General features: G+C 61.4%; 17 protein-coding genes. 6 read left to right on the top strand and 11 right to left on the bottom strand.

The features are described 5' to 3' along the window. Positions 1-528 precede the first annotated feature (528 nt). A complete protein-coding gene (locus C1A35_RS20945) occupies positions 529-1,794 on the bottom strand; it encodes an MFS transporter (protein WP_104666195.1) in 1,266 nt (421 codons plus the stop codon). A gap of 104 nt (positions 1,795-1,898) precedes the next feature. On the opposite strand from C1A35_RS20945, the gene C1A35_RS20950 reads away from it, so the two are divergent. Next, positions 1,899-2,348, top strand: coding sequence for a winged helix-turn-helix transcriptional regulator (locus C1A35_RS20950; protein WP_104666196.1), 450 nt, complete (start codon positions 1,899-1,901; stop codon positions 2,346-2,348). 116 nt (positions 2,349-2,464) lie between these two features. Next, positions 2,465-3,649 (top strand): GGDEF domain-containing protein, encoded by a 1,185-nt coding sequence (locus tag C1A35_RS20955; RefSeq protein ID WP_104666197.1) that lies wholly within the window; start codon positions 2,465-2,467, stop codon positions 3,647-3,649. A 72-nt stretch (positions 3,650-3,721) separates the two neighbouring features. Here C1A35_RS20955 and C1A35_RS20960 read toward each other — a convergent pair whose 3' ends face one another. The 6 genes from C1A35_RS20960 to C1A35_RS20985 form a co-directional block, all read right to left on the bottom strand. Then, positions 3,722-4,507, bottom strand: a complete 786-nt coding sequence (locus C1A35_RS20960; protein WP_104666198.1) for an ATP-binding cassette domain-containing protein — start codon at positions 4,505-4,507, stop codon at positions 3,722-3,724. A gap of 82 nt (positions 4,508-4,589) precedes the next feature. Next, positions 4,590-6,596 (bottom strand): Fe(3+)-hydroxamate ABC transporter permease FhuB, encoded by a 2,007-nt coding sequence (fhuB, locus tag C1A35_RS20965; RefSeq protein ID WP_104666199.1) that lies wholly within the window; start codon positions 6,594-6,596, stop codon positions 4,590-4,592. Then, positions 6,593-7,480 (bottom strand): ABC transporter substrate-binding protein, encoded by an 888-nt coding sequence (locus tag C1A35_RS20970; RefSeq protein ID WP_104666200.1) that lies wholly within the window; start codon positions 7,478-7,480, stop codon positions 6,593-6,595. The genes fhuB and C1A35_RS20970 overlap by 4 nt, the downstream gene beginning before the upstream one ends. A gap of 11 nt (positions 7,481-7,491) precedes the next feature. After that, positions 7,492-9,882, bottom strand: a complete 2,391-nt coding sequence (locus C1A35_RS20975; protein WP_104666201.1) for a TonB-dependent siderophore receptor — start codon at positions 9,880-9,882, stop codon at positions 7,492-7,494. Positions 9,883-10,003: 121 nt separating this feature from the next. Further along, positions 10,004-10,948, bottom strand: coding sequence for a FecR family protein (locus C1A35_RS20980; RefSeq protein WP_104666202.1), 945 nt, complete (start codon positions 10,946-10,948; stop codon positions 10,004-10,006). A gap of 66 nt (positions 10,949-11,014) precedes the next feature. Continuing rightward, positions 11,015-11,545, bottom strand: a complete 531-nt coding sequence (locus C1A35_RS20985; RefSeq protein WP_104666434.1) for an RNA polymerase sigma factor — start codon at positions 11,543-11,545, stop codon at positions 11,015-11,017. A 396-nt stretch (positions 11,546-11,941) separates the two neighbouring features. On the opposite strand from C1A35_RS20985, the gene C1A35_RS20990 reads away from it, so the two are divergent. Beyond that, entirely contained in the window at positions 11,942-13,126 is a 1,185-nt protein-coding gene (locus C1A35_RS20990) for a TCR/Tet family MFS transporter (RefSeq protein ID WP_104666435.1), read from the top strand. 7 nt (positions 13,127-13,133) lie between these two features. On the opposite strand, the gene C1A35_RS20995 is transcribed toward C1A35_RS20990, so the two are convergent. Together C1A35_RS20995 and C1A35_RS21000 are read right to left on the bottom strand one after the other, a co-directional pair. Then, complete coding sequence (locus C1A35_RS20995) at positions 13,134-13,979, bottom strand: sulfotransferase family protein (protein WP_234822933.1); 846 nt, start codon at positions 13,977-13,979, stop codon at positions 13,134-13,136. Positions 13,980-13,998: 19 nt separating this feature from the next. Next, the gene (locus C1A35_RS21000; RefSeq protein WP_158665113.1) at positions 13,999-15,201 is read right to left on the bottom strand and encodes a glycosyltransferase family 4 protein; all 1,203 of its coding nucleotides are present in this window, start codon (positions 15,199-15,201) and stop codon (positions 13,999-14,001) included. A 259-nt stretch (positions 15,202-15,460) separates the two neighbouring features. Between C1A35_RS21000 and C1A35_RS21005 the strand changes: the two genes are divergently transcribed. Beyond that, positions 15,461-16,921 (top strand): pectate lyase family protein, encoded by a 1,461-nt coding sequence (locus C1A35_RS21005; protein ID WP_158665114.1) that lies wholly within the window; start codon positions 15,461-15,463, stop codon positions 16,919-16,921. A 294-nt stretch (positions 16,922-17,215) separates the two neighbouring features. Continuing rightward, positions 17,216-19,396, top strand: coding sequence for a GumC family protein (locus tag C1A35_RS21010; RefSeq protein WP_104666206.1), 2,181 nt, complete (start codon positions 17,216-17,218; stop codon positions 19,394-19,396). 660 nt (positions 19,397-20,056) lie between these two features. Here C1A35_RS21010 and C1A35_RS21020 read toward each other — a convergent pair. Both C1A35_RS21020 and C1A35_RS21025 read right to left on the bottom strand, forming a co-directional pair. Beyond that, positions 20,057-21,001: a class I SAM-dependent methyltransferase gene (locus C1A35_RS21020; RefSeq protein WP_104666207.1), complete on the bottom strand. Its 945-nt coding sequence runs from the start codon at positions 20,999-21,001 to the stop codon at positions 20,057-20,059. A gap of 279 nt (positions 21,002-21,280) precedes the next feature. Then, positions 21,281-22,630 carry a lipopolysaccharide biosynthesis protein gene (locus C1A35_RS21025; RefSeq protein ID WP_234822935.1) on the bottom strand — a complete coding sequence of 450 codons (1,350 nt, stop codon included), beginning with the start codon at positions 22,628-22,630 and terminating at the stop codon, positions 21,281-21,283. Positions 22,631-22,931: 301 nt separating this feature from the next. Here C1A35_RS21025 and C1A35_RS21030 point away from each other — a divergent pair, with 301 nt between their 5' ends. After that, positions 22,932-24,251: a polysaccharide biosynthesis/export family protein gene (locus tag C1A35_RS21030; protein WP_104666208.1), complete on the top strand. Its 1,320-nt coding sequence runs from the start codon at positions 22,932-22,934 to the stop codon at positions 24,249-24,251. Positions 24,252-24,392: the final 141 nt, after the last annotated feature.

Below are 24,392 nucleotides of genomic sequence, written 5' to 3' on the forward strand. Positions count from 1 at the left end.
GGGGTGGAGCAGCCCGGTAGCTCGTCAGGCTCATAACCTGAAGGCCGCAGGTTCAAATCCTGCCCCCGCAACCAAATCAAAAAAAAGCCCGCCGAGAGAAATCCGGCGGGCTTTTGACGTTCCAGGGCAACAAGGCAAAGGCCTAAAGCTGTCTCTATTACCGAAATTCCCGGGATGAACGCCGCGTTAGTGGCGCGCGACGCGGCCTAGCGCACAGGCCCCGGGCCCGATGTTCCCACTGGGGACGGCGCCGATCCAGCGGCAGGATCGCAGTTACCGAAGACACGACAATCGCCGCCATTTGTGGAGCGGCACGTTCCGCCGCTACATTGTTGTCTGACATGTTTTCGGCGTCTGACGTGGCCTCGATCCACGATAGATGACGCTCAGGCACCGTAACGCCCGGTTTCGGGGATGCTTCCGCAGAGCGGAGGCCTATGATGCCCGGCGGTTGGGGGCCGGCGCGCTGGCTGCCTGAAGCGCGGCCGCCCTTTGGGAGGGCGGCCAGCGCAAAGCAGGCCCCATCAGCTAGCCGTTCAACATTGTGCCGTCTTGCGAACCCGAGGGCCTTGTCGCCAGCCAGAAGAGCAGGGTTGCAAGGCTAAGTGAGGCGCCCATCAGGCAGACGCCTTGCCATCCCGCATAGGCGTAGGCGACGGTGGAAAACGACGATCCGATCGCGCTGCCGAGCGAATAAAAGAGCATGTAGGCGGCGGTGAGCCGGTTCTGCGCTTCCGGGCGAATACGATAGATCAGGGCCTGGTTGGTCACGTGCACGGCCTGGAGCCCAAAGTCGAGGACGAGCACGCCGGCGACAAGCCACAGCAGCGAGTGGTCCAGCAGGGAGATTGGGAGCCAGGCGGCGAGCATCAGCGCCAGCGATATCCCCGTCGTCCTCTGGCCAAAGCCAAGATCGGCCCAGCGCCCGGCGCGCGACGCGGCGAGTGCACCGGCGATGCCCGCCAGCCCAAAGAGGCCGACCTCCGTATGCGACAGGAAAAAGGGCGGCGCGCTCAGCGGCAGGACGAGCGGGGTCAATAGCGTCGTCACGTTGGCGAAGATCAGCATGGCGATCACACCGCGGATACGCAGGACCGGCTCTTGGCCGATCAGCGTGAAGGTGGAGGCGACGAGGCGGGAATAGCTGAGCCTGCTCGTTTCGCGCCGCTGATGCGGCAGCAGCCTGTAAAGCAACAGCGCGATCAGCAGTGTAAGACCAGCCGACACGAGATAGACGGACCGCCAGCCGGCCAAATCTGTCAGAAGACCGGCAACGGCGCGCGCGGAGAGTATGCCGATGACGATGCCGCTGGTGACGAATCCCACCACCCTTCCCCTTTCCGCCTGATGAGAGAGGCTGGCCGCATAGGCCACCAGCGCCTGCGTGAGGACTGCCAGCAGGCCGACGGCGGCGATTGAAACCATCAGCATCTCGACATTGGCCGAAAGTGCGACGAGGCCGAGGGCCCCGACCGACAGCAGCGACTGGACGATGATGATCTGGCGGCGATCGAAAAGGTCGCCGAGGGGAACAAGCAGGATCAGGCCGAGCGCATAGCCGAACTGGGTCGCGCCGACGATCAGGCCGGCGCTGGTCTCCGACAGATCGAGATCGGCGGCCATGACGTCGAGCAGGGGGTGGGCGAAGTAGGCATTGGCGACCGCAAGGCCGGCGGCGAAGGCAAAGAGCGTCATCATCGGGCGCGTCAGCGGCGAAGTCGGGTCAGCGCCTTCAATCGGGCACGCGGCGTCGTTTGCGGCACCCGCCGGGGCCGCAGCAATTCTACCATCCATTGGACTTGCTCCTTATTTCGGTTTAATAATGAAACCAAACAATGCGTATCATTTTGGTTTCATAATGCAACCAAAATTCCGTTGGACGCGAGAGGAGAGCATGCATGGTGGCCCGCAGACGGCTGAAGGGAGACTATTGCCCGAGTGCCCGGTCACTGGATGCCATCGGGGACTGGTGGTCGCTATTGATCGTGCGCGATGCCTTCGATGACATCCGGCGCTTCAGCGATTTTCAGAAGAGCCTCGGCATTGCCAAGAATATCCTGACGGATCGCCTGAGAACGCTCGTCGATCGCGGCATTCTCGAAACGGTTCCGGTCGGCGAGGCGAAGGCGCGGGTCGAGTATCAGTTGACGCCGATGGGCCGCGACCTGTTTCCGGTCATGGTCGCCCTGCGACAGTTCGGCGAAAGGCACCTGTTTGAGCCCGGAGAGGAGCATTCGCTGCTGGTGGAGAAGGAAACGGGGCTGCCCGTGAGGCTCGATATCCGCACGCAGGATGGCAGGCCGATCGATGCCGCCGAGACTGTGCTGATCAAGGTTCCCGAGGATTGATGTCCCCTGCGGTCGCGCCCGTGCAAGGCAGCGCCGCAAACCGATCTAACTTTAGACGAATATTCAGTTTTCTCTGCCAGCCTGCTTCAGTCTTTCCGCAGCTCGGGAAATTGGCGATGGGCGTTGTGACGCTAGACCAGGTAGAAAGCCAGATCGCGCGCGGCTTCCGCTACCTGCATTTTTCGCCTGAAATCGAAGAACTCTTCTGCAAGGATTATGCGGCGGAGCGGGTTCGGCTTGCCGCAATCTGGGGCGTGATCGGCATCTTCATCTACGATCTCGTCTATTTCGGCGATCACACGATGCTGCCGGATGTCTTCTCAGCGCTGTTTACCGTGCGTTTCCTGGTGTTCACGCCCTTCGTCATCGTGTGCATCCTGGCGGTACGCCGCTGGCCGAATGCCCGCCTCTACGACGGTCTGGCGGTGGCGATTGCCGTGCTCGGCGTGACCCTGCCGATGGCGGTCGCCACGCAGAGCACCAGCCCCTATCTCTTCGTCTACCAGAACGGCAATTCTGCCGCCTTTCTGTTCTTCGTCATAGCGTTGCGCCCCCGTTTCGTTGCCGTCGTTTCCGGGCTTGCGCTGATGTGCGCGTCGCATTTCACCACGACGCATCTGACCGGCGCCTTTGACGACGTCACCTATTCCGGCATCATCACCTTCTATCTGACGCTGTCGATCTTCCTGGCGGTGAGCGCCTATTTTCTGGAGCAGAAGGACCGGCAGAATTTTCTCAATCAGCTGAGAGGCAGCCTCCTTTGCCAGCAGCTCGAACGCAACGCCGAACGGGATGAACTGACGGGTCTATTGAACCGCCGCTCGCTGGTGCGGATCGGCGGCATGCTTTGGAACGATGCGCCCGGGCAGACCGCGATTTCAGCGATCCTGCTCGATATCGATCACTTCAAGCGGTTCAACGACGTTCACGGCCATATCGAAGGCGACGCCTGCATCCGCGCGGTCTCGCAGTGTATCCGTGCAACGGTCGACGAGGCCGCCTTCGTCTTCCGTTTCGGCGGAGAGGAACTCCTGGTGCTGGCCGTCGGCCGTGAACCGCTGCAGGCTTTGGCGATGGCAGAGCGGATCCGGACGGCGATCGAGGGGCTGCGGATCACGCATCGGGGTCTGGGCGACGGCTGCGTGACCGCCAGCCTCGGGGCCGCGTCGGCAATCGCTGCCGAGACGACGCTCGAGCGACTGCTGCAGAAGGCGGACGACGCGTTGTATGAAGCCAAGCGCCTGGGCAGAAATACGGTTGTTCTGGCCAAGGACCCGGGGCCAGACGCCCAGGTCGCTTGAAGGGCAGCCGAGCCAAGCCAGGAAAGCGCTACGTTCAGGCCCCTAAAATCGGAACCGAGCGCCTGCCTTCCATCAACATGGCACGGCAATGACACGATCGGCCGAGGGGTGAGGAATGATGTCCATCTGCACCCCGTAGATATGTTCGAGCGTCGTCTTTTCCATGATCCGGCTTGGCCGGCCGTTGGCGATAAGGCGGCCGGAATGAAGCGCAACGATCTGGTCTGAGAAGCGGCTGGCCATGTTGATGTCGTGCAGCACGAGAATGACCGTCAGTCCGTTCGCGCGTGACAGCGTTCGCACCAGCGAAAGCACCTCGATCTGGTGTGCGATGTCGAGGGCGGCCGTGGGTTCGTCGAGCAGGAGGCATGCCGCATTCTGCGCGAGCAGCATGGCGAGCCAGGCGCGCTGGCGTTCGCCGCCGGACAGCGTGTCCACCAGCCGGTCGGCAAGCGGCAGCATGTTCGTGCGATCCAGGGCGCGTTCAACGCTCTCCCGGTCGTCGCGCCCGAACCGGCCTAGCGCGCCGTGCCAGGGGTAGCGCCCCATGGCCGCCAATTCCCGCACCGTCATGGCCGGAGCCGCCGGGATCTGCTGCGGCAGATAGGCAAGACGACGGGCAAAGTCGCGGCTGGACCAGGCGTCGAGCGGTTTGCCGTCGAACGCGATCGTGCCGGATGACGGCGCCTGCTGCCGGGCCAGCATCTTCAGCAGCGTCGACTTGCCCGAGCCGTTGTGTCCGACGAGCGCCAGCATTTCGCCCCTGGCGATCTCCAGGTTCGTCGGTTGCACGAGCAGCCGGTCGCCGACGGCAAAACTGGCGTCACGCAGCGAAAAGAGAGGTCTGGCGTCCGTCATCGGGGCTCCTGCAATGTCTGCTGACGGGCCACGATCGGGCCGTACTCGTTCGATTGATCGGATAAAGTGTTCGAGCCGGGCTTCATAGGGCGCGACCTCGCCAGATCAGCCAGAGGAAGATCGGTCCGCCGAGCAGCGCGGAGATCAGTCCCGGCGCCATCGGCCACGGCCACGCGAGGTTGCGCCCGATCCAGTCCGCTCCGACGAGGAAGGAAGCCCCAACCAAAGCGCAGGCGAGCACGAGATCGCGTTCTCGACGGAACCCGACCTGGGCGACGAGGTGGGGAACCATGAGGCCGACGAAGCTGACCGGACCGACGATCATCGTTGCCGCGGCGACGGCGATGGCGGCGACGAAGAACAAGGTGGTTCGTGCAGCACGGACCGGTATCCCGATCGCCGAGACCGTTGTATCGCCAAGCGGTAGTGCGGCGAGCCAGCGGCCCAGAACGAAAGCAGCCGCCGTCGCGAAAAGAGCGACGATGCAGACCATGGCCGCGTCGCCAAGACGGACTGCGCCGATCGATCCGGAGAACCAGCTGAGGAGGGCTGCGCCGTTCGGGCCGCCGCTTGCGAGAAACAGGACCAGCAGCGCGTGGACCATGCTGCCGAGCCCGACGCCGACGAGCAACGTTCTTTCCGGCTGGAACGATGCGCGCCGCGCGAGCACTGCGACAAGCGCAAGCACCACGGCGGCGCCGATCGCCGAAACCGCAAGCTTGGACCAGACCGCGCCCGCCGGCACGATCATGAAGGCTATGATCAATCCAAGACCGGCGCCGTGGCCGATCCCGAGTAGATCGGGGCTGGCGAGAGGATTGCGCAAGGCACGCTGCAGAAGCAGGCCGGCGACGGCAAGGCATGTGCCTGCGCCCGCCGCGCCGAGCAGTCGCGGAAGCCGCCAATGCCACGGTACGGCAGGGTCCGCAGGCGAAAGCACCTGCCATCCGTGGTCGCTGACGCCGGTCAGGACCGAAAGCGCCGCGGCGAGCAGCAGGAGGACGAGAAGCAAGGCCAGGCCGAGCTTTGGCCGGTTCAGCCGGCGCGCGGGCAGCGGTGTGCGGTCCGTTCGCGGACGTTCCGCCTGACGCCCGGTCACGGCGAGCAGCGCAAGCAGCGGACCGGTAAAGAGACCGGCGGCGGCGCCGGCCGGAATGTCACCGGCATAGGGTGCGAGACGAGCGAGCGTCTGGTCGATGAAGAGCAGCAGGATCGCGCCGACGAAGGCGGCCGGAAGTGGATTGTGGGACCGCCGCGGCCACAGACGGCGTGCCAGCGCTGGTGCTGCAAGGCCGATGAAGCCGACGATCCCGATTTCGGCCGTCACGATCGCGGCGAGCGCGGACGCGAGCCCGAGCAGCGACACCTTGACGAAGGCCGGGGAGAGCCCAAGGCTGCGGGCCGGCCCGTCGCCGAGCGACAGGAGGCGCAGGGGCCGCAGCAGCAGGAGCATGAGCAACCCGACAGTGCCGACTTGAGCCGTCAGCCTGGCTATCGATTGCCAGCCGCTCTGTTGCAGCGATCCCGCCTGCCAGCTCAACAGATCGCTCAGGAAGTCATGATGGAAGAGGATGAGCAGGCCGTAGACGGCGTTGCAGTAGAGGCTGATCACGACGCCGGTCAGGACGAAGGCGGGCGCGGACGCGCCACGACCGGCCGCGGCGAGCGCGACGATGGCGAAGACGGCGATGCCGCCGCCAAGAGCCATCAGCTCGTAGCCGTTGATCCAAAGCGCCGGTGCATAGAGCAGCGATGCGGCGAGCGCGAGTTGCGCGCCCGAGGTCACTCCAAGCAAGCCGGGTTCGGCAAGCGGATTGCGCAGCACCGTCTGGAAGACCGAGCCGGCGAAGCCAAGCGCCAGGCCGGCGACGAGGGCAAGGAGGACCCGTGGCAGCACGCTGAGATAGGCGACCGCCTGGCGGGGATCGGCAAGATCGGGCGCCAGGAGAATTTGAAGCCAACCGGGCGGCCCGGCAGCCGCCTGCAGATTGGCAAGGGCGAGCCCGAACGCAGCGATTGCCAGCGCGGCAACGCAGATGCTGGCGCCGGAAAAGGCGGCGCGCGTCGGGATCGTGGATGCATGCGTCATGCCGGCAACCCCTCAAGGGCAGGAACGAGCGTTTCGGCGAAATGGATGACCGAGGGCAATCCGCCAAAGGGATGGAACTGCGGTATGGTCACGCTTCGCGCGGCGCGGATTGGTTCCAGCCTCTGCCAGAGGGCGCTTCGTGCCAGCGATCGGGCCGTTCGTACCTTAAGCGTCGGGATCTCGACCTGAACGAAGGTCGCGCCGTCAAGCGGCATCAGCGCGTCGAGGCCGACCTGCGCAAGACCATTGGCGTTGACCGGGCCGGTCCATGCGTTGGCGAGCCCCAGTTTCTTCAGGACCGCGTCGGGCAGGCTGCCGTCGCCATAGACCATGGTGCGACGTCCATTCTGGTCCGGCAACAGGACGAGGATCGGCCGGCGCGTGTCGCCAAGCCGCTGGCGCTGCACGGCAAGCCGCGCCTCGACATCGGCAAGACAGGCGTCGACATCGGCTTGTGGCACGCCGGCAACCCCGGCTGCGTGCGTTATGATCGCAACGGCCAGCTCGAAGCGCCTGCCCTCCTCGGCCCGGTCGGGAACCTGCTCCACCGGCGCGATCTCGCCGATCGCAGGTGTCATGGTCAGGCTCGAGCTGTTTGCGAGGATCGCGTCGGGTGCGATCGCTGCGAGGCGTTCGAGGTTGATCTCCCAGAATGGACCGATATCGGCGACGCTCTCCGGCAAGGAAACCGGCATGCGTTGGCGAAAGTATTGCGTGTCCGATACGGCGACCGGTGTTGCGCCGAGCGCCACCAGCGCCTCCGCGGCCGCCCAGTCGATGGCCGCGATGCGTCTGGGATTGCCGCTCGCCGACGCCCGGAAGGGAGCGGCGAAGGCGGCAAGCGCCAACGGTGTTGCGGCGAGAAGGCGACGACGGGTGAGCATTTTCTCTCGTCCTAGAAGCCGATCTTCAACCGGCCGATGACGCTGCGTCGGTCACCCTCGTAGCAGGAGGTGGCGGGGTTGCAGGTCGTGTAGTACTTCTTGTCGAAGACGTTGGTGGCGTTGAGGGAGACGGTGGCGTTTTCGGTCACCTTGTAGCTCGCGCCGAGGTCGAAGACCGTACGGCCGTCGACGGCAAGCGTATTGGCGTTGTTGCCGAAGCTCGATCCGACGAAACGTGCGCCGCCGCCGAGCGAAAGCCCTTCGAGCGTGCCGCCGGTGACCGTGTAGTTGATCCAGGCAGAGGCCTGGTGTTCGGGCACAAGCGCCGGGCGGCGGCCGATGTTGCCGCTGTTGTCCTTCGTGATTTCCGCATCCGTCCAGGTGTAGGAACCGGTGAAATCCCAGCCGCTGGCGATGCTGAACTTGCCCTCGAGCTCTATGCCGCGCGACTGCACTTCGCCGGTTGCGACGAACGAGCCAGTGTGGCCCGGCTGCGTGTCGGGCGTGAGCACATTGGATTTGACGATATCGAAGTAGGCGAGCGTGAACAGGCCGTCAAACGCGGTCGGTTCATACTTGACGCCGATCTCCCATTGGCGCCCTTCGGACGGGTCGAAGGTGTTGCCCTCGAAAGAGACACCCGAGTTCGGCACGAAGGATTGGGAGAAGCTGACATAGGGTGCCACGCCCCACTCGGTCAGGTAGGTCAGGCCGGCACGACCGGAGAAATGCCCGACGTCGATCTCCGTCCTCTTCCCCGAGATCCGGTTCGAATTGTCGAGGTCCAGCCAGTCGTAGCGGCCGCCAAGGGTCGCGATCAGGCTGTCGGTCAGGCTGATCTGGTCCTGTGCATAGACGCCGATCTGCTGGTAGCGTTCCTTGTAGCTCTGGAGCGGAGTGCCGGGCGGCGTAACGGGAACGCCATAGACCGGATTTTGCGGGTCCAGCGCCGGAGCCGGTCCGGTGTAGTGCCGCACGTCGGACCTCGACCAGGCATAGTCGAGGCCGAGGAGCAGGTCATGGCCGATCGAACCGGTATCGAACTCGGCTTGCGCCTGGTTGTCGATCGCCAGGCCGTCGAAGCTCTCGTCGAAACGACGCGCCACGCGGGCGATCCCACCGCCCGGGGCCGGGCCGGAAATCAGCAGGTTATCGAGCAGGAAGTTGACGTGGCCGTAGCGCAGGTTCTGTCTGACCGTCCAGGTCTCGTTCAGCCGATGTTCGAATTCGTAGCCGATCGTCTTCTGGATCTGTTCGCTTCGGTTGAAGGTCGGCTCTCCGATCAGAACGCCCGTCGGCGTATAGCGGATGGCGCTGCCGCCGCTCTTGTCCTGAAGCAGATCGCCGCTGATGGTCAGGGACGTTTCGGCATCCGGCGCGAAGGTCAGCGATGGCGCAAGCAACAGCCGGTCGTCGCCGATATCGGTGCCGTTGCCGTAAGTGAATTGCGTGTCGCTGTTGCGGGCGACGCCGATCACCCGATAGAGCAGCGACGGATCCTCTCCGATCGGTCCGGACAGGTCGAAGGCGCCCTGCAGGCGGCTGAAGCTGCCATACTCGACCTCGACCTCGTTGCGTCGGTCCGCCGTCGGCTTCTTCGAGACGCGGTTGACGATGCCGCCCGCGTCGCTCTGCCCGTAGAGTGAGGAGGAGGGGCCGCGCAGCACCTCGACGGTTTCAAGCTGGTAGGGATCCGTGCGGAAGAAGGTATAGCCACTCGACAGCTGCCGCAGGCCATCCTTGTAGGAACTGGTCGATTGGGCGTTGAAGCCACGCATCATGATCCAGTCGTATCCCTTCGGATCAGGCCCATAGGTCTCGATCGTCACGCCGGGCACGTAGCGGAGAATTTCAGTGACCGATTGCGCATTCTGCGCTTCGATCTGCTTGCGGCCGATGACGGAGATCGACTGCGGGATCTCGATCAACGGCGCATCGGTCTTGGTTCCCGTGCTGCTGTCGGCAACGACATAGCTGTTTTCGCCGGCCTCGCCGGTTGCGACGATGGTCTGCAGCTTGGTGGCGCCATTGGCGTCGACTTCCGTGCCGGCAGGGGTAGCCGGATCGGAGATCGTCACCGATTTCGGACCGGTGAAGCGGTAGGTGAGCCCGGTGCCCGCGAGGATCCGGGCGAGGGCCGCATCCGGCGACAGGGCGCCGCTTGCGCCGCTTGATGTTCTGCCCTTGGTGATCGCCGCGCTGTAGAGCACCTGAACGCCGCTGGTCGCGCCAAAGCGCGAAAGGGCAGTATCGAGGGAGCCACTGCCGATGGAGTAAGAAGGGTTCGGTTGCTGCGCCGCTGCCGGGGCCGTCACGCTTGCCAGCGCGAGGAATGCTGTCGTTGCCAGCATTCTCTTGATTGCAGCCTTCGCCGAGCGCTGCTGCCCAATTCCGTTCATCATGTCCCCGAACCCTGTCTCAGATCGCCACGCCAATTGCGTGCCTTCGATGACAAGAACGACTCCGCTTCGCGGGACCGAAATGATTTTCCAGATTTTTTTAGTGCCGTTGCGGCGTGCGGGTTCAGTAGAGCAGCACGACGCCGCCGCCGACCGGGCGCGCGGAGAGCTGCAGCGTCGCTTCGAGATGGGCCAGGATTTCGTCGGGCCGATCGAGGTGAAACACGCCGGAAACGCGTCGGGCGCCGAGATGGTTGCGGGCGATGACGACACGCCCCTTGCGGTGGCGGTTGATGTCGAGCACGACGTCGTTGAGCGACCGATCGCGGAAGACCAGAAGCCCGCGCCTCCAGGCTGCCATTTCATCGGGGCTTCCGGGGGAGATCGCGCCGAGGCCTTGGCCCGAATAGAATACGCTGTCGCCGGCCGAGAGCCGGGCTTCGTTGACGCACGCTACCTTGATCTTGCCTTCAAGACATTCGACTTCGACGTCGCCAGCGCCATGGCGAACGGCGAAGGTGGTGCCGAGCGCCACCGTCCGCCCCTGCGCGGCTGCGACAGCAAACGGGCGCGACGGGTCATGCGCAACGGTGAAGAGAGCTGCCCCTTCGTGAAGGGTTGCCGACCGGGCATTGGCGGAAAAGGCGACGGAAAGGCTCGATCCCCCGTCGAGGTCGACCGTGGATCCGTCTTCGAGTTTGACCTGGCGTTGCTGGCCCCTTGCGGTCGCGTAGTCCGCGAGCACCGCGTTCATCGACGGAAGCAGGCCGAGATAGGAGGCAAACGAGGCGCCGGCGGCGACGGAAGCGCCGGCCGCGGTGGCACCGAGAAAGCGGCGGCGAGAGATTGCCGAGTGTGACCGGGCCTGACCAGCGTGAAGCGCCGGGCCGCTGATCTTCCAGAGGCGGACCGCTTCGCGATAGGCGTCTTCATGGGCTGCGCATTCGGCACGCCAGAGCGCCAGGCGCGCGGCATCTTCCTCGGTGGCGGTGCCGGACGTGATGCGCACGACCCACGCGATCGCCTCGCGCTTCAGTCTTTCCGCTTCTTGCGAATCCTCAATGTGCATGGATCAGGCTTCCGGTGACGCCGACATATAGGACAATAAACGATTGAAGACGTCTAAGACCGAAATTCACCGTCTATTTTTGTCGGTAGCCGGTCCGATTTCGCTCAACCTGCGGGAGCAGTATTCGATTGCCGCGCGAATTTCCAGCTCCACCGTGCGCGTGGAAACGCCATGCGCGTCGGCGATTTCGCGATGCGGCTTCTCGTCCAGCCGGGCCGCGACCAGGATTGCCCGACGACGCTCCGGCAGCTCCGCAAGGATCTCGGCCAACCGCAGAAGTTCGCTTCTGGCGTTGTGCGCCTGCTCGGGACCGGGCTTCTCGTCCGGCAGCGCCAGCAGCTCCTCGATCTCCAGCGACGTCAGCCGCCGGCGTGCGGACGCGCGGCTGTGGTCGATCGCAAGATTGCGCACGATGCGGCGCAGATAGGGGACGGGTGCTTTCAATGCGGCGGCACCATTGCGCGAAAAGCGGATCCAGGCCTCCTGCGCCAGGTCCTCGCCATCTTCGGCCGAGCCGGCGCGCGACGACAGGTAGCGTGAAAGACCCGCACGCTCGCGCATGAAGATCAAAGCCAGCTTGTCATCACGGCTTTTCATCGGATTGAAGTCGCCCCTGCCATCCCCGCGCCGGTATCCGACGCCGGGCAAGGGATAGCGGGCCACAAAGCCAAGCGCAATAGTGGAGTTTAAATCTCATGTTATTGATTCACGCGGGAGCAGGGATTGCGGCGCGCGGCCATCTGACGTAAATATTGCGCGTCGCGAAAAGCGGCCGCTTCCCTTGATCCGCTCAGTGGCGGAGTAAACAGGTGGACGAATTGGCGTCCAGGCGGTCGAGCACATGCCATCTTCGCCTATTTGGGCGCGGATCGGCCAGCGTCTCCCAGAAACCAGATATCTGACACTTCGTCAGCCCCTGCTCGCGAGCCATTGGCGCCTGGCGGTGCCGCACGCTCGCGTCTACCGGAGCGTGCCATGACCACACCCTTCACCATGAACAGACCACTTATCGTCATTTTTGCCGCCATTATTCTCGATGCCGTCGGCATCGGGTTGATCTTTCCCATCCTGCCGTCGCTGCTGAAGGAGGTCACGCAGACGCAGGATGTCGCGCCGCTGATTGGCACGATGACCGCCCTCTATGCGGTGATGCAGTTCCTGTTTGCACCGGTGCTCGGCGCACTCAGCGACCGCCTCGGCCGACGGCCCGTCTTGCTGCTTTCTCTTGGCGGAGCCGCCGTCAACTACCTGTTTCTGGCCTTTGCCTCCAACCTCTGGATGCTTCTTGCGGGTCGCGCGGTCGCCGGCCTGACGAGCGCCAATCTGGCCGTCGCGACCGCCTACATCACCGACATCTCGCCCGAGGATAAGCGCGCGCGCCGCTTCGGCCTGTTCAACGCCATGTTCGGCATCGGCTTCATCGTCGGTCCCGTGCTCGGGGGCGTGCTTGGCGATCATGGCCTGCGGCTGCCTTTCATCGCGGCCGCCGTTCTGAACGCCTGCAATCTGCTGCTGGCGTTCTTCGTCCTGCCGGAACCACGCGTTCCCGGCGAAAAGAGGATCGACCTGGCTGCGCTCAATCCGCTCCGCCCGCTCGGTTGGGCCTTCTCCTCGAAGGGCTTGATGCCGATCGTCGTTTTGTTCATCACCTTCAGCGCGACCGGGGAGGCCTACAGCACCTGCTGGGCGCTGTGGGGCAGCGACGCCTTTCACTGGAACGGGTTCTGGATCGGTCTTTCGCTCGGCGCCTTCGGCGTTTGCCAGGCCCTTGCCCAGGCCTTCCTTCCCGGCCCGGCGGTCAAAAGGCTCGGCGAGCGTGCGACGATCCTGACCGGCGTCGCCGGCGCGTGCATCGGATTGGTCGTCATGGCATTTGCGACGGAAGGCTGGATGATCTTCGCCATCATGCCGGTTTTCGTTCTTGGTGGCATTGGCGCGCCGGCCTTGCAGTCGCTGGCGACCCGGCAGGTCGATGAGACCCAGCAAGGCCAGTTTCAGGGCGTGCTGGCCTCGGCGGTGAGCCTGGCATCGATCGCCAGCCCGCTCGCGTTTTCGAGCTTCTATTTCGTCTTCAGGCAGGAATGGCCAGGCGCTATCTGGCTGTCGGTCGTCGCCGTCTATCTGGTCGCGGTGCCGCTCGTTCTCGGCCTGCGATTTGAGCGGCCGGCCGCGAACTAAGCCAGCATCAGGCCGCTGGCCGCGCGCCGCCGGCGGCCTGATGCAGCCAGCCCGAAAGGTCCTGCTTCAAAAGCGCGCCCAGCCTTTCGGTTTCCGGCGCGTAGAATTCGATCATCCGGTTGCGCAGGTCCGTCGACAGCGGCACGTAGTCGAGTTCGCGGGCGACCAAGGAGCGCAGGCCCTTGACGATGGGATTGCCGCGGAACGGTGCGGCGATGGGCTTCAACGGCTGAAGAAGCTTGCGCAGGGTCGGCGGCACCACCGGCACGGTCTTGTCCTTGACCTTGTTGACCACCGGCTTCAGCGGTGAGGGCAGTTGCAGGAAGTCTCTGACCGCATCGAGATGCGCCTGCGGGTTCTGGCGCATGTGCTCATAGAGCAGAACCTGCAGGTTCTCGGCCGGAAACAGATCGAGATAGGCTTCGAGTTGGCTACAGTAGAGCCCGCCGACCAGGAAACGACCGCCTTTGGCCAGGCGCGGATCGAGATATCTGGTGATGTCGGTGCCGACTTCCCCGCGGCGATAAAGCATGCAGTAGTCGGAATAGGCGCGGTCGACCGGATTTCGAAGCTGCGCGATCAGCCGCGCCCGCGGCAACGCCTTCTTGATGCGGGCGGCCGCTTCCGGCGCGTCGAGGTAGGAATTGGATTTTTCGCCGACGATGGTCTGTTCGGCCTTCGGTGCGAACTGCTCCAGATACCAGCCGTCGCCTTTTTCGAAGTTGCGGCTGAAGAAGTGAAGTTCGGGGTCCGGCATATAGACGGAAGGGTTCTGCTGCAACGACTGCTGCAGCCATGTGGTCGCGCTCTTGGCGGCGCCGATGATCAGGAAATCGATATCGGGGAACTTCACGCTGTGCTTCCTTTCCTGGTCAGTCCACGCAATCTTGCTCGTTGCCTGGCGCCTCTCTTCCGAGAATACGTTGATAGATGCTGACGATGCCGTCGACATGCGGCTTGATGCCGTAGGCCGCCAACGCCGAAACTCGAGCTCGCTCCCCAATGCGCTGCCATTCGCTTTGGTCTTTGAGCAGGAGCTCCATGGGAGCGACAAAGGCTTGAGGACTTTCCGGTTCGACGAGGAATCCGGTCACCTCATTCTCTATCGCTTCCGGATTGCCGCCGTGGTTCGTCGCGATGACAGGGGTCCCGTGCATCATCGCTTCTATGAGGGTCCGCCCGAATGGTTCGTCTAGGGCCGGAACAAGCAGGATATCGACCCCGGCCATGCAGGGCGCCACGGGCTGCCGGAATCCCATGAGGCGGATCTTGTCGGTGATGCCCAATGTGCGAGCGAGTTCGATAGCCTCAAGGTCCAGTCTCGACCCCGTTTGATCCGGCGCTCCGAATAGGAGGCCGGCGATCGGAAAGTCGGGGTTGTTGCGATGGAAGGCGTGTACGGCTTCGACAAAGCGAAGAGGCTTCTTGCGCTCGGTGAAAGTGCCGAAATATCCCACGAGGCGTGTTTCCTCGGGCAACCCGATCTCGCGAACCAGCGCAAGCCGACATTCCTCGCGATCGAGCGTGCGCTCCGGATGCTTGAATGGGCTGTGCAGAACGGACATGCGCCCTTTGAGTGGCAGGAGTGGTTTCGCCGGCTGTGAAAAGCTGGAGACCGTTACGACGTAGGTGGCGAGAAAGGGAGCGAGTATATTGACCGCCTTACCGGTCGGAACACCGCGGTGGTGCCATAAGAGCTTCGCACCGGCCAGCCATGTCGGAAGCGCCCAAGTGGCGTGGATAGCGCCATCGTTGGTATGCACGATGTCGATGCGATGGCGCCGGAGAAGCTTGACGATCTTCAGTATCGAAATCGAATACCGCAGAGCAGAAATGAAGCGTTTTCCAAATCCGGCGCCGTGCGGGTTCAGAACCTCGATGTCCTCTATCGCTACGTAATCAATCTTGTTTTCGTCCAGATATCTGGAGAGAGCCTGATCGGGATGATGTACGAAAACGACCGGCTTGATGCTCTTCCTGTCAAAAGATGAGACAAGATTGAGAGCTGAGATATGACTTCCTCCGATGGAGTCTCCGGAGAATGGAAATCCAACCGCTATTTCTCTTTGAAACACGAAAATAAGTCCTGAAAAAATATAAATATGGCGGCACTGTAGCATGTCCTGGAAATATTTCGATGGTCCTGGCTTTTTTCATGTGTAATCATTTTGGATTATAAAAAATATTAGAATTGACGGTGAGTAATAAAGGTGAATATGTTTGTATTGATTGTTCGATAAGAGATTTTTTTGACGAACCGAGAAAATTTGGTGAAAGTCTGACGAGGATCGCAAGCTTTTGTTGCGCAGCCGGCAAAAGTTTTGGGAGAGGCGCATGCCAATCACGAGTTTCATTTTGAGCCTGCGCAATCGCACGGCGCGGAAAAACTATTCTTCAGGTTTCTGGCATTTCGTACGCGCTGCGAGGCGCATGGTCGATCCATCCCGTGGATTGCGGATGGTCGTTTTTCTCTCGAGCCTCGCGGCCGGCGCGGCTTTGGCGGAAGGGGGGCCACCTGTGGCGTTTCCGGGCGCCGAAGGGCATGGCAAGATGGCGCAGGGAGGACGTGGTGGCCGCATCATCCCTGTGACAAGCCTTGAAGACACTGGTGCTGGCACATTGCGCGCGTGCGTCGATGCGGTTGGGCCGAGAAACTGCGTGTTTCGAGTGTCAGGCGTGGTGCACCTGAAGTCCTCGCTCGTGGTCAGGGGAGGAAGTCACTCGCTTTCGATCCTGGGGCAAACGTCTCCAGGTGGCGGAATATCGCTCACGATCAATCAGGAGAACGCTGAAAAGAAGCATACACCCCTGGTCGTACGCAAAACCCAAGACGTGATCGTCCGGCATCTGCGCATTCGGCCTGCCCTGGCCAATGTCGTCAGGGGTGTCGATGGAGTGACGATAGAAGATAGCAAGCGCATCTACTTCGATCACAACTCCGTATCATGGGCCACGGACGAAAACATCAACACCTATTCGAACACGACGGACGTCACCATCGCAAACTCGATATTTGCCGAAGGGCTGAACAAGCACAGTAAGTGCGCATTGCTTGGCTCTGATCCGCGGATTCCGCAGAACATCACCTTCTGGCGAAATGCCTGCATTTCCAACAACGACCGAAACCCGGACAACAACCACTATGGACGCTCCTGCATTGAGATCATAAACAACGTGTTCTTCAATGCGCGATCCGAATGGGGTGAGGTGTTCTCACAATATCCGGGAGGCACGCCGATCTCCTTTGTCGGGAATTATTTCAAGGCGGGGCCGAGCACCCAAGAAACGACCTACGCGATCAATTGGAAGAATGTCGAAAGCGCCGGCGAGCCGCAGATCTACGAGAGCGGCAACGAGGTATGGGCGCCGCCGCCCAAATCGCTTCAGATGCTGGCGCCGGGGACCGACCAATTCGTCGTGTCCCGCCCGCCTTGCCCATTGGCGGTCGATACGCTTCTGGCAGCCGGAGAGGCCTACGATCATGTGCGCAGCCAGTCCGGGGCGTTTCCCCGCGATGAGCTCGATAGCCGCTGGATCAGCGACATGGGAGCTCAAGGCAAGGGTGGCGAAGGGCGAATGGTGGTCGCGCCGGGCGAGATCCCGGCGATAGAAGAGGCGCATGCCTATGTCGACAAGGATGGCGATGGCATGGCCGACAGCGTGGAGGAAAAATTTGGCGGCGTTGTGGGTGTGAACGATGCCTGGGAGCCGGCCTCGACGGGCGGAGGCACGCGGTTCGATCAGTTCATGGAGTGGTTGTCGCAGGAGCGGGTTGCCGGTCGCTATCCGAATTAGGCTTGGCCGCTGGCTCCGTTTCTGCAAAGTCGCCCAATCGCCGGAAGTCCTCGACAATGTTTGCCGTAGCCATGGAGGTCAGGTGTTCTGTGGTTCGCGGCAAGCAACTATTGCTCTTCCGGAGGCGGTATAATATAGTTTTCTAAATTTTAATGTTATTTCTGTGCCAGTATTTTGTCTGCGCGGTGCTGCCTGTCGCCGCGAGTTCTCTCTGTGTGTATGCCCTTCGTTCTTTGAGTTCAGACATTTCTATCAAATCACGTTTTTCTATCATATGTATATGTTAGGGGCCTCATGCTGACGATCGATCGCAAAGTCGAAGCGCCTCCGGGTCGGGGCCAAATGCCTACGGTTCAGTATCGGGAGGCGCGCGTGGCGCCGCGCGGCTATGGCATCCGCGATCTGTTCGAGCTGTTCCGGCGGTATAGAATTGTCTTCTGCTCGCTGCTGGGATTGGCGTTGCTTGCGACACTTCTCACGGCCGCGCTGCTGTCACGCTCCTATACAGCGACGTCCGCCATTGTCTTCGACCGTAATGATGTTCGGCCATACGAGGCGCAGATCGAGTTGCGCAAGCTCGAGCGCGACCGGTCGGTCATGGAAACGGAGCTGGACATGATCCGCTCGCGCGTCTTCGTCGGCGTCGTCGTCGATGCGCTCAATCTCGTCAATGATGCCGATTTCAACACCTATCTGCCCAAGACCCGCAGCGAGCACGAGACGTTCCTGCAGTCGTTCCTCGCCAATATTTATGAGTTCGTTTTCGGCGCCCCGGATCAGGCCGCCCAGAAGAAACGGATCATTTCGGAGAACGTGCAGCGCAACCGGGCCATATCGACACTGCTGAACTCCTATATCGTCACCCGTACCGGCGAAAGCCTGGCATTGACGATCCGCGTGGTGCAATCCAATCCCTTGAAAGCGGCCACGATCGCCGACGCCATCGCGGAGCAGTACCTTTCCTGGACGGCGCGAAAGACCGAAGAGGCGACGAACAACACAGTCGCGTATCTGCGCGGCGAGATGGCCAACAGTGCCGCCAGGATCGCCGGCATGGAGCGGGATATCGCCGCCTTTGCCCGCGACAGCGACCTTACTTTCGATCCCCAGGACGACGTCCTGAGGGCGCGCATGCTGCAGCTCAACGAGCAATATGTCGGGCTGCGCGTCGAGGAGGCAGGCGCGGCAGCGAAGTATAACGAAGCCAAGCAACTCCTATCCTCGGACGGCAGGGAAATTGCTGGCGGTGCAATGACCTCGACACAGCTTGACCGGCTGCGCAATGAAGAGGCGCGGCTGGAGCGCACGCGCGCGCAGCTCGGCGCCAAATTCGGCAAGAACCATCCGCTGGTTCTTGATGCTACGAACGAATTAGGGTCCGTGCGCGCCATGATCGGAACCGAGGCGCAGCGTCTCGTGCAGGAACTGGCGAATAATGCCAAGGTCGCAGGCGTACGTGCCCAGCAGTTTCAGGCCGAGTTGGGTCTGCTGCAAGACAAGGTCCAGGGGCGGAACCTCGCCGAAATTCGCCGGCGTGAGCTTGATCGCGATCTTCAGTCGGAACAGGCAGTTTACGATCAGATCGTGCTACGGCTCGGTGCTCTTAATCCCGAGAGGGGGGAGTACAAGCCGACGGCAAGGATTGCGTCTTACGCGGAAGTACCGACGAAGCCTTCGTTCCCCAACACCACGCTGGTGGTTGTCGCTGGCAGCATCGGGTCGATATTGTTGGCGGTCGTCGGTGTGATCATCTCGGATGCGCTTGAAAACAGGCTGTATTTGCCGCGCGATGCCGAGCACCTGCTCAACCGTCCGAACCTTGCCAGCGTACCCGACATGCGCAAGCGCTTGCGGAATTCGTCGGCCTTCTATCACTATATGATGAACAATCCGGAGTCGGCGGCTGCTACCGCCATGCGAACACTGTGCATGGCTTGGCTCACGATCGACCACGAGGCAGGGGGCAAGGCGGTGATGCTGTGTTCGCCGGCGCGTGGCGACGGCAAGACCACAGTTGCCCTTGGAATGGCCATGATGGCCAAAATCGATGGTTTGCGGCCGATCGTGATCGATCTCGACATGTCGGCGCAAAGCGCGCCAATCGTGGCCGGTGCCAACACCAAAGAGACTGCGATTACGACGCCGCTCGAAGGCACGGTCGATATCAAGAGCCGGATTTCCTCGTCGCCGGCCTATCCTTTCCTCGAATTCATCTCGGTGCGACCGGGCCTCATGAATCTCGATGTTCTCTGTGCCGAATTGCGCGATAGCTATGACCTCGTCATCGTCGACGCCCCGGCGGTCGAGGAATATGAAGGCGTGATCTGGCTGGCTTCACATGTCGACTCCGTTATTCTTGTCTGTCGCTCGGGCGTCACGACCGACGGCCAGCTCTCCAGTGTTCAGCAAAGATTGTCACTGAACCATGCCGTCGTCCTCGGTAGCGTGATGAACTACTGCGACCAGTCGGCGTAACGAGCGAGCGGGCTGAGGAACTGGTCAAGGCGCGCGGCGCATGGCTGTCGTTCGTGCCGCCCTATTCGCCCGATCTTCGATGGAAGCCGACATTGTCGAGAATGACGACATCGCCCTGTGACAGGGCCGGAGCAAGTTGGGTCTCGATCCAGGTCTCGAAGATACGGTGGTCCATGGGGCGTTGATAATCATCCGATGCGGTCTCAGTCCTGCGATGAAGGTCTGGGTTCTCCACGCGCCGAATGGGGCTTGGCTGCAGTAGTGTCGGCCCCTGGGTGACCATCCCGAGCGATTGGTCAGCTTCGTGTTGGTTGACGTCTCGACGATAAAGATCAGCCTTGCCAATGCCTTGTTGAAGAAGCGCCGGTGCCGCCTGGTCCACAACTCACGGGCTCGCGCGATCTCCGGGCGGCGATGTTCGCTCGCCCGCAAGCTTTTTATGGCCCAGCCCGAGAGGCGCCCGACATTGGAGCGGTGCACGATGACGCCCCGGTCAGCCAGCTCCACGCACAGGTCGTCCAGCGTCAACTCGCCGTTCGGCGCCAGGCGCTCGGGCACCCATGCGCATTCAGCTTGCCGCCGCCCATGATCTCCCTCGTCATGAAGGAATCACAAGCCCGGTGATTTGAGAATCCTGAACCTCAAAAAACGCGACACGCTTTAGCGTTGCGCGCCTTGATAGTAGTTTATGATGTCTCTCGGGCTGATTGCTGTTTGTGATTTGCGCCCATAAAAATACACGCCGCTTGCGCCGTCGGCTCCGTAGGGAGCTGGTATTAGCGCATCAAGATACTGGGTCCAAAAAAAGGCGAGCTTTGCGATCTTGCCGGCGGTGGCTGAACGTAAAACACTCCGTGCCAAATAATCGGCGGCCCACATGAATTGAATCCCTGGACCGCCCGAGGCCCCGGATGCTACATGCGCGAAGTGCCGGAACAGATAGCGATGTCCACTTTCGGTAAACCGCGTGAAATCGTATGGCCCCTCGTGAACCTGTTGCATGAAGGGTGTTTCCGCATAGACGAGACCGGCAGGACGCAGTACGCGCCATATTTCAGAGACGACTTGAGCCGGTTGCAGCACATGCTCCAGAACCGCCTGTATGACGACCGCGTCGAAGAAATCGTCCGGCAAGGGCATATGGTGGGCGTCAGCCACAAACTGCGTCAACTCCGTACCGTACACATCGAAACTATAAAGTTGGACTCGTGGATGCTCGTACAAGGGGGCCATCCCTTGACCGATGGTGCCGCCTCCCACGATTAGAACGCGCGCCGGTTCGGGAAGCTGTTGCAGATCGGCGACCAAACGGCGCACGTTATTGCGGGTGGTACTTTTTTGCGGCGACAGCAGCCGTTTTATCGGTGTCATCAGGCCGCTTGCTTTTTTCCGCTCAATCGGACTGCCTGCGGCACTGGCAAAAACCGAATCCTCAGAAAGCACGGAATCCGAGAAATCGATTAGGATAGGCTGGCCGTTCAAGAATCGATATTGCAGAGTCGGGCTTTCAAGAAAATCTTCTGTATCCGAAGAGGTTCTCTTAAGCGTTTCTTTGGTTCGCGGGCAGAGAAGAATCGGAATGCATGCTTCGGTACTGACGAGCATAGAGTTTCCTCCGAAGGATAATCATAGGCCACCGCCAGGTGGTAAATATTCTAGTAATTCATCGTGGCGCTATCGTGGAAATTGTTCGGGCAAAAGAAAGAAATTAAGTAGGGTACGCTCGATCATTAATATTACGTCCGGGCAGACGAGTTCGTCAATGTTTTCTCAGAGTTATAAAATTGTTGGCATGCGCGGAAGCGTTGCGACGAAAGCCCTGAACGCGTCTCGTTATTTACGGTGCGATAGGCCGGTAATGCAGGGCCGACCTGCGCTACATTATTACTCCCTGCTGGCTAGTTTCCTGCGGTAGGCGATGCCCATCTGGAGGAGCCAGACCCCCGACATCACGATATGAGCGACATTCGCACCCACCGCGCCGAAGCGCGGGATGAGGGCGATCGCCGTGAAGAAGAAGAGAAGGCCCCCAAGGAGCGCGCTTCGTAGCAGGACCTTTTCGTGCCCCATGGCGAGCAACGCCGAATAGAGTGTTCTGCCGCAGAGAAAGAGGATGACGGCGACGAATTGGACCATGACGAGCGGGGCTGCCGCCTCGAAGCCCGCACCTGCTGTCACGCGCAGTACCCATTCGATCGTCAGATGCGCACCGATGAGGGCGCAGACGCCGAAGCCAAACAGCAGCCATCCGGTCTGGCTAACGGTCTTTCTGAATTCGGCGACCCCCTTGGTCGCCCATACGCGTGAAAGATCCGGGTAGAGTACCGCCTGAACCTGCTCGCCGGCCTGCTGTGCGATTTTGGCCACCCGCTTGGCGATATGGTAGAGGCCGGCCGACCCCGGGTCGGCGAGATAGCCGACGAGAAGCGTGTCGAATTCGAAGGCGCAGGCCTGAATGATGAGCGCCATGTTGCTCCATAGCGAGAAACTCCAGAAGCCGGGGAAACGGGTTCGGATATCGCCGAGCGGCGTCCACATCACGCCACTCAGTCCCTGCTTGCGTAGCTCCCGGAAGGCCCAGGCGGTTCTGTTTATGCTGCTGCAGATTTGGGAAGCCATCCAAAGCAGCATGAACTCGAACAGCCCCCAGCCAAGATGGACACCGGCAAGGCACAGGACCACTCGGAGGCTGCTGGCGGCGACCTGGCCATAGGCGACAATCTTGAAGCGGCCGTACAAGCGCATTACCGCCGTCGGCATGCCGGTCACCTGGAAGGGCAGGACGGCGCAGTAGATCAGCACGAAGCGGCTCATTTCTTCGGAGATGCCGAAAAACGGTCCGGCAAGCAGCACGATCAGCACCGCGAGGCCCCATCCCGCAAGCGCAGTGGTAAGATCGATCAGCAGTCCGAACTTGAACAATGCCTTGAGGTCGTCGGTCTCGCCGGCTTGAAGCGCCTTCGCTCCATATTTGATGAGCGGCTGCCAGGAGCGGAAGCTCACGAAGCGTTCTATGCCGCGCGTATAGGCGAAGGACAGGGCGAGGAGGCCGTAGTCGGCGGGGCCGAGCGCGCGCGCCGTCAGCGCGAAACCGGCCAGCCCGATGAAGGCGCTCGCGAAGTTGCCGGTTAGCAGGTGCGCTATGTTCTTGAGCCGTCCGTGGAGGTCCGCTTCAGCTTGCCACGCCAGACGATACTTTCTTGTCTTTTTTCGTAGTGATTCCAATAATATCACAAAATTACATCCTGCTTCGAGGTTGCAATCGCGTCTGTTTCATGGAAGAATGCTAATATGTTTTTAGTGTTCTCGCTCTGCGAGGATTGTTTGTTTCCCCTTATCTGGGGAAATTTAATTACTAATCCAAATGCAATTAAGAATTGCGCGTTGGAACCTATTTTTGAAGCATATCATAGTGACTGAAAGAATTTACAGAGGTCTCGCAAAATAAATTCATTCATTGGTGGAGTTTAAATTCCGCTTCTTTTGGTGCGGTTGGACCATCGTGAAGATCGGACTTTATTCGTTAGAGGGAAGCATGAAGTTTCCGGCTCAGACAATCTATCGTTTCCTCGGCCAAATCGCTTTTGTCGCGACGGCGACGTTGGCACTGACGGTTCCCGTCCATGCCGCCGGCGCGCCGAATGCCGGCACGCCCGGCGCCGCCACAACGGGCGCTGCAACAGCGAGCATGCCGACACCGACACAGGTGGCGCCGGCTGCCTATCGGGTTTCGGTCGGAGACATTCTGTCCTTCGACATTCTGGATGATGCCGACCTGCCGGTCTCCCTGACAATTGGCACCGATGGAACGGCATCCTTTCCCCTGTTCGGCGGGTTCAAGATCGAAGGGCTAACCATTCCCGAAGCGATCGACGCCCTGCGTGGCGAATACCTGTCCCGCCAGTTGCTGACAGACCCGAAGCTGTCGCTGTCGATTGTAACGGTTCGCCCCGTGCTGATCCTTGGCGAGGTCAGGACGCCCGGTTCCTTCGCGTACTATCCGGGACTGACGGTCGAGCAGGCCGTTGGTCTGGCGGGTGGACCGCAGTCGGCGATGAGCAATCCGGCCGACCGCATCATTGCCCGGGCGAAGCTGCGCGGAACGATCGAGGAGACGGATGTCGAGATTGTGCGGGAGGCGATCTACACCGCCCGCCTTTATGCGCAATATCGCGGTTCCGACAAGGTCGACCTCAAGGATGTTCCACAAAGCGCCAAGAAGTATGTCGATGAAGCAGCCGTCGGTCCCGTCATTGCCATCGAGGAAAAAATCCTGAAGTCGGACCTGCTGTCCACAAAGAACCAGAAGGAGATCCTCCAGCAGAGCATCATGCAGACGCAGGCGAGCCTGGTCATCCTCGAAAAACTCAGGGTGCAGCAGGAAGAAGTGGTCGCGCTCAACGAACAGATTGAGGAGAGAACGCTCGCGCTCAGAAAAAGGGAGCTGAATACGGAATCCGAGCTTTCACGGGTGAAGATGGCGACATCGGGCGAAAAAGCGCGCTTGTGGCAGCTCGTTTCCGAGATCGGGCGCTCCAACCGCGAGTTCGCCAGCCTCCAGCTGCAGCTCGAAACCTTGCAGGCAAACCGCGAGAAGGAGATCCTGACCTTGCTCCAGGAGCGGGAGGCCACGCTCAAGAAGCTCGAAACGCAGCGCCGAACGACCGAGCAGCAGATGCTCCTGATGGCTGCGGCCGATAACGATGCGAGCAAGCACGAGCAGGTCTCGTTTCTCTACAAGATCGACCGCGAGACCGGTCGCGGCGGGGCCAGGACCAGGCAGAGCATTGAGGCCACGAAACTGACAGCGGTTCTGCCTGGTGATGTCATCTTCGTATCGATCGCCGGCCTCTAGCGCCGGAACATTGGGAGCTTCGGCCGTGGATAAAGGGAGCGTTGCGTGAGAGGCGAGTTGGCGTGGGGGCCGATGCCGGCGTTGGACGGCAAACATAATCGTCTCTGCCGGGCGAAGGTCCCGTCGGCGAGCGGCATGTTG

It is taken from the genome of Ensifer adhaerens, assembly GCF_002940685.1.
Taxonomy (GTDB): domain Bacteria; phylum Pseudomonadota; class Alphaproteobacteria; order Rhizobiales; family Rhizobiaceae; genus Ensifer; species Ensifer adhaerens_E.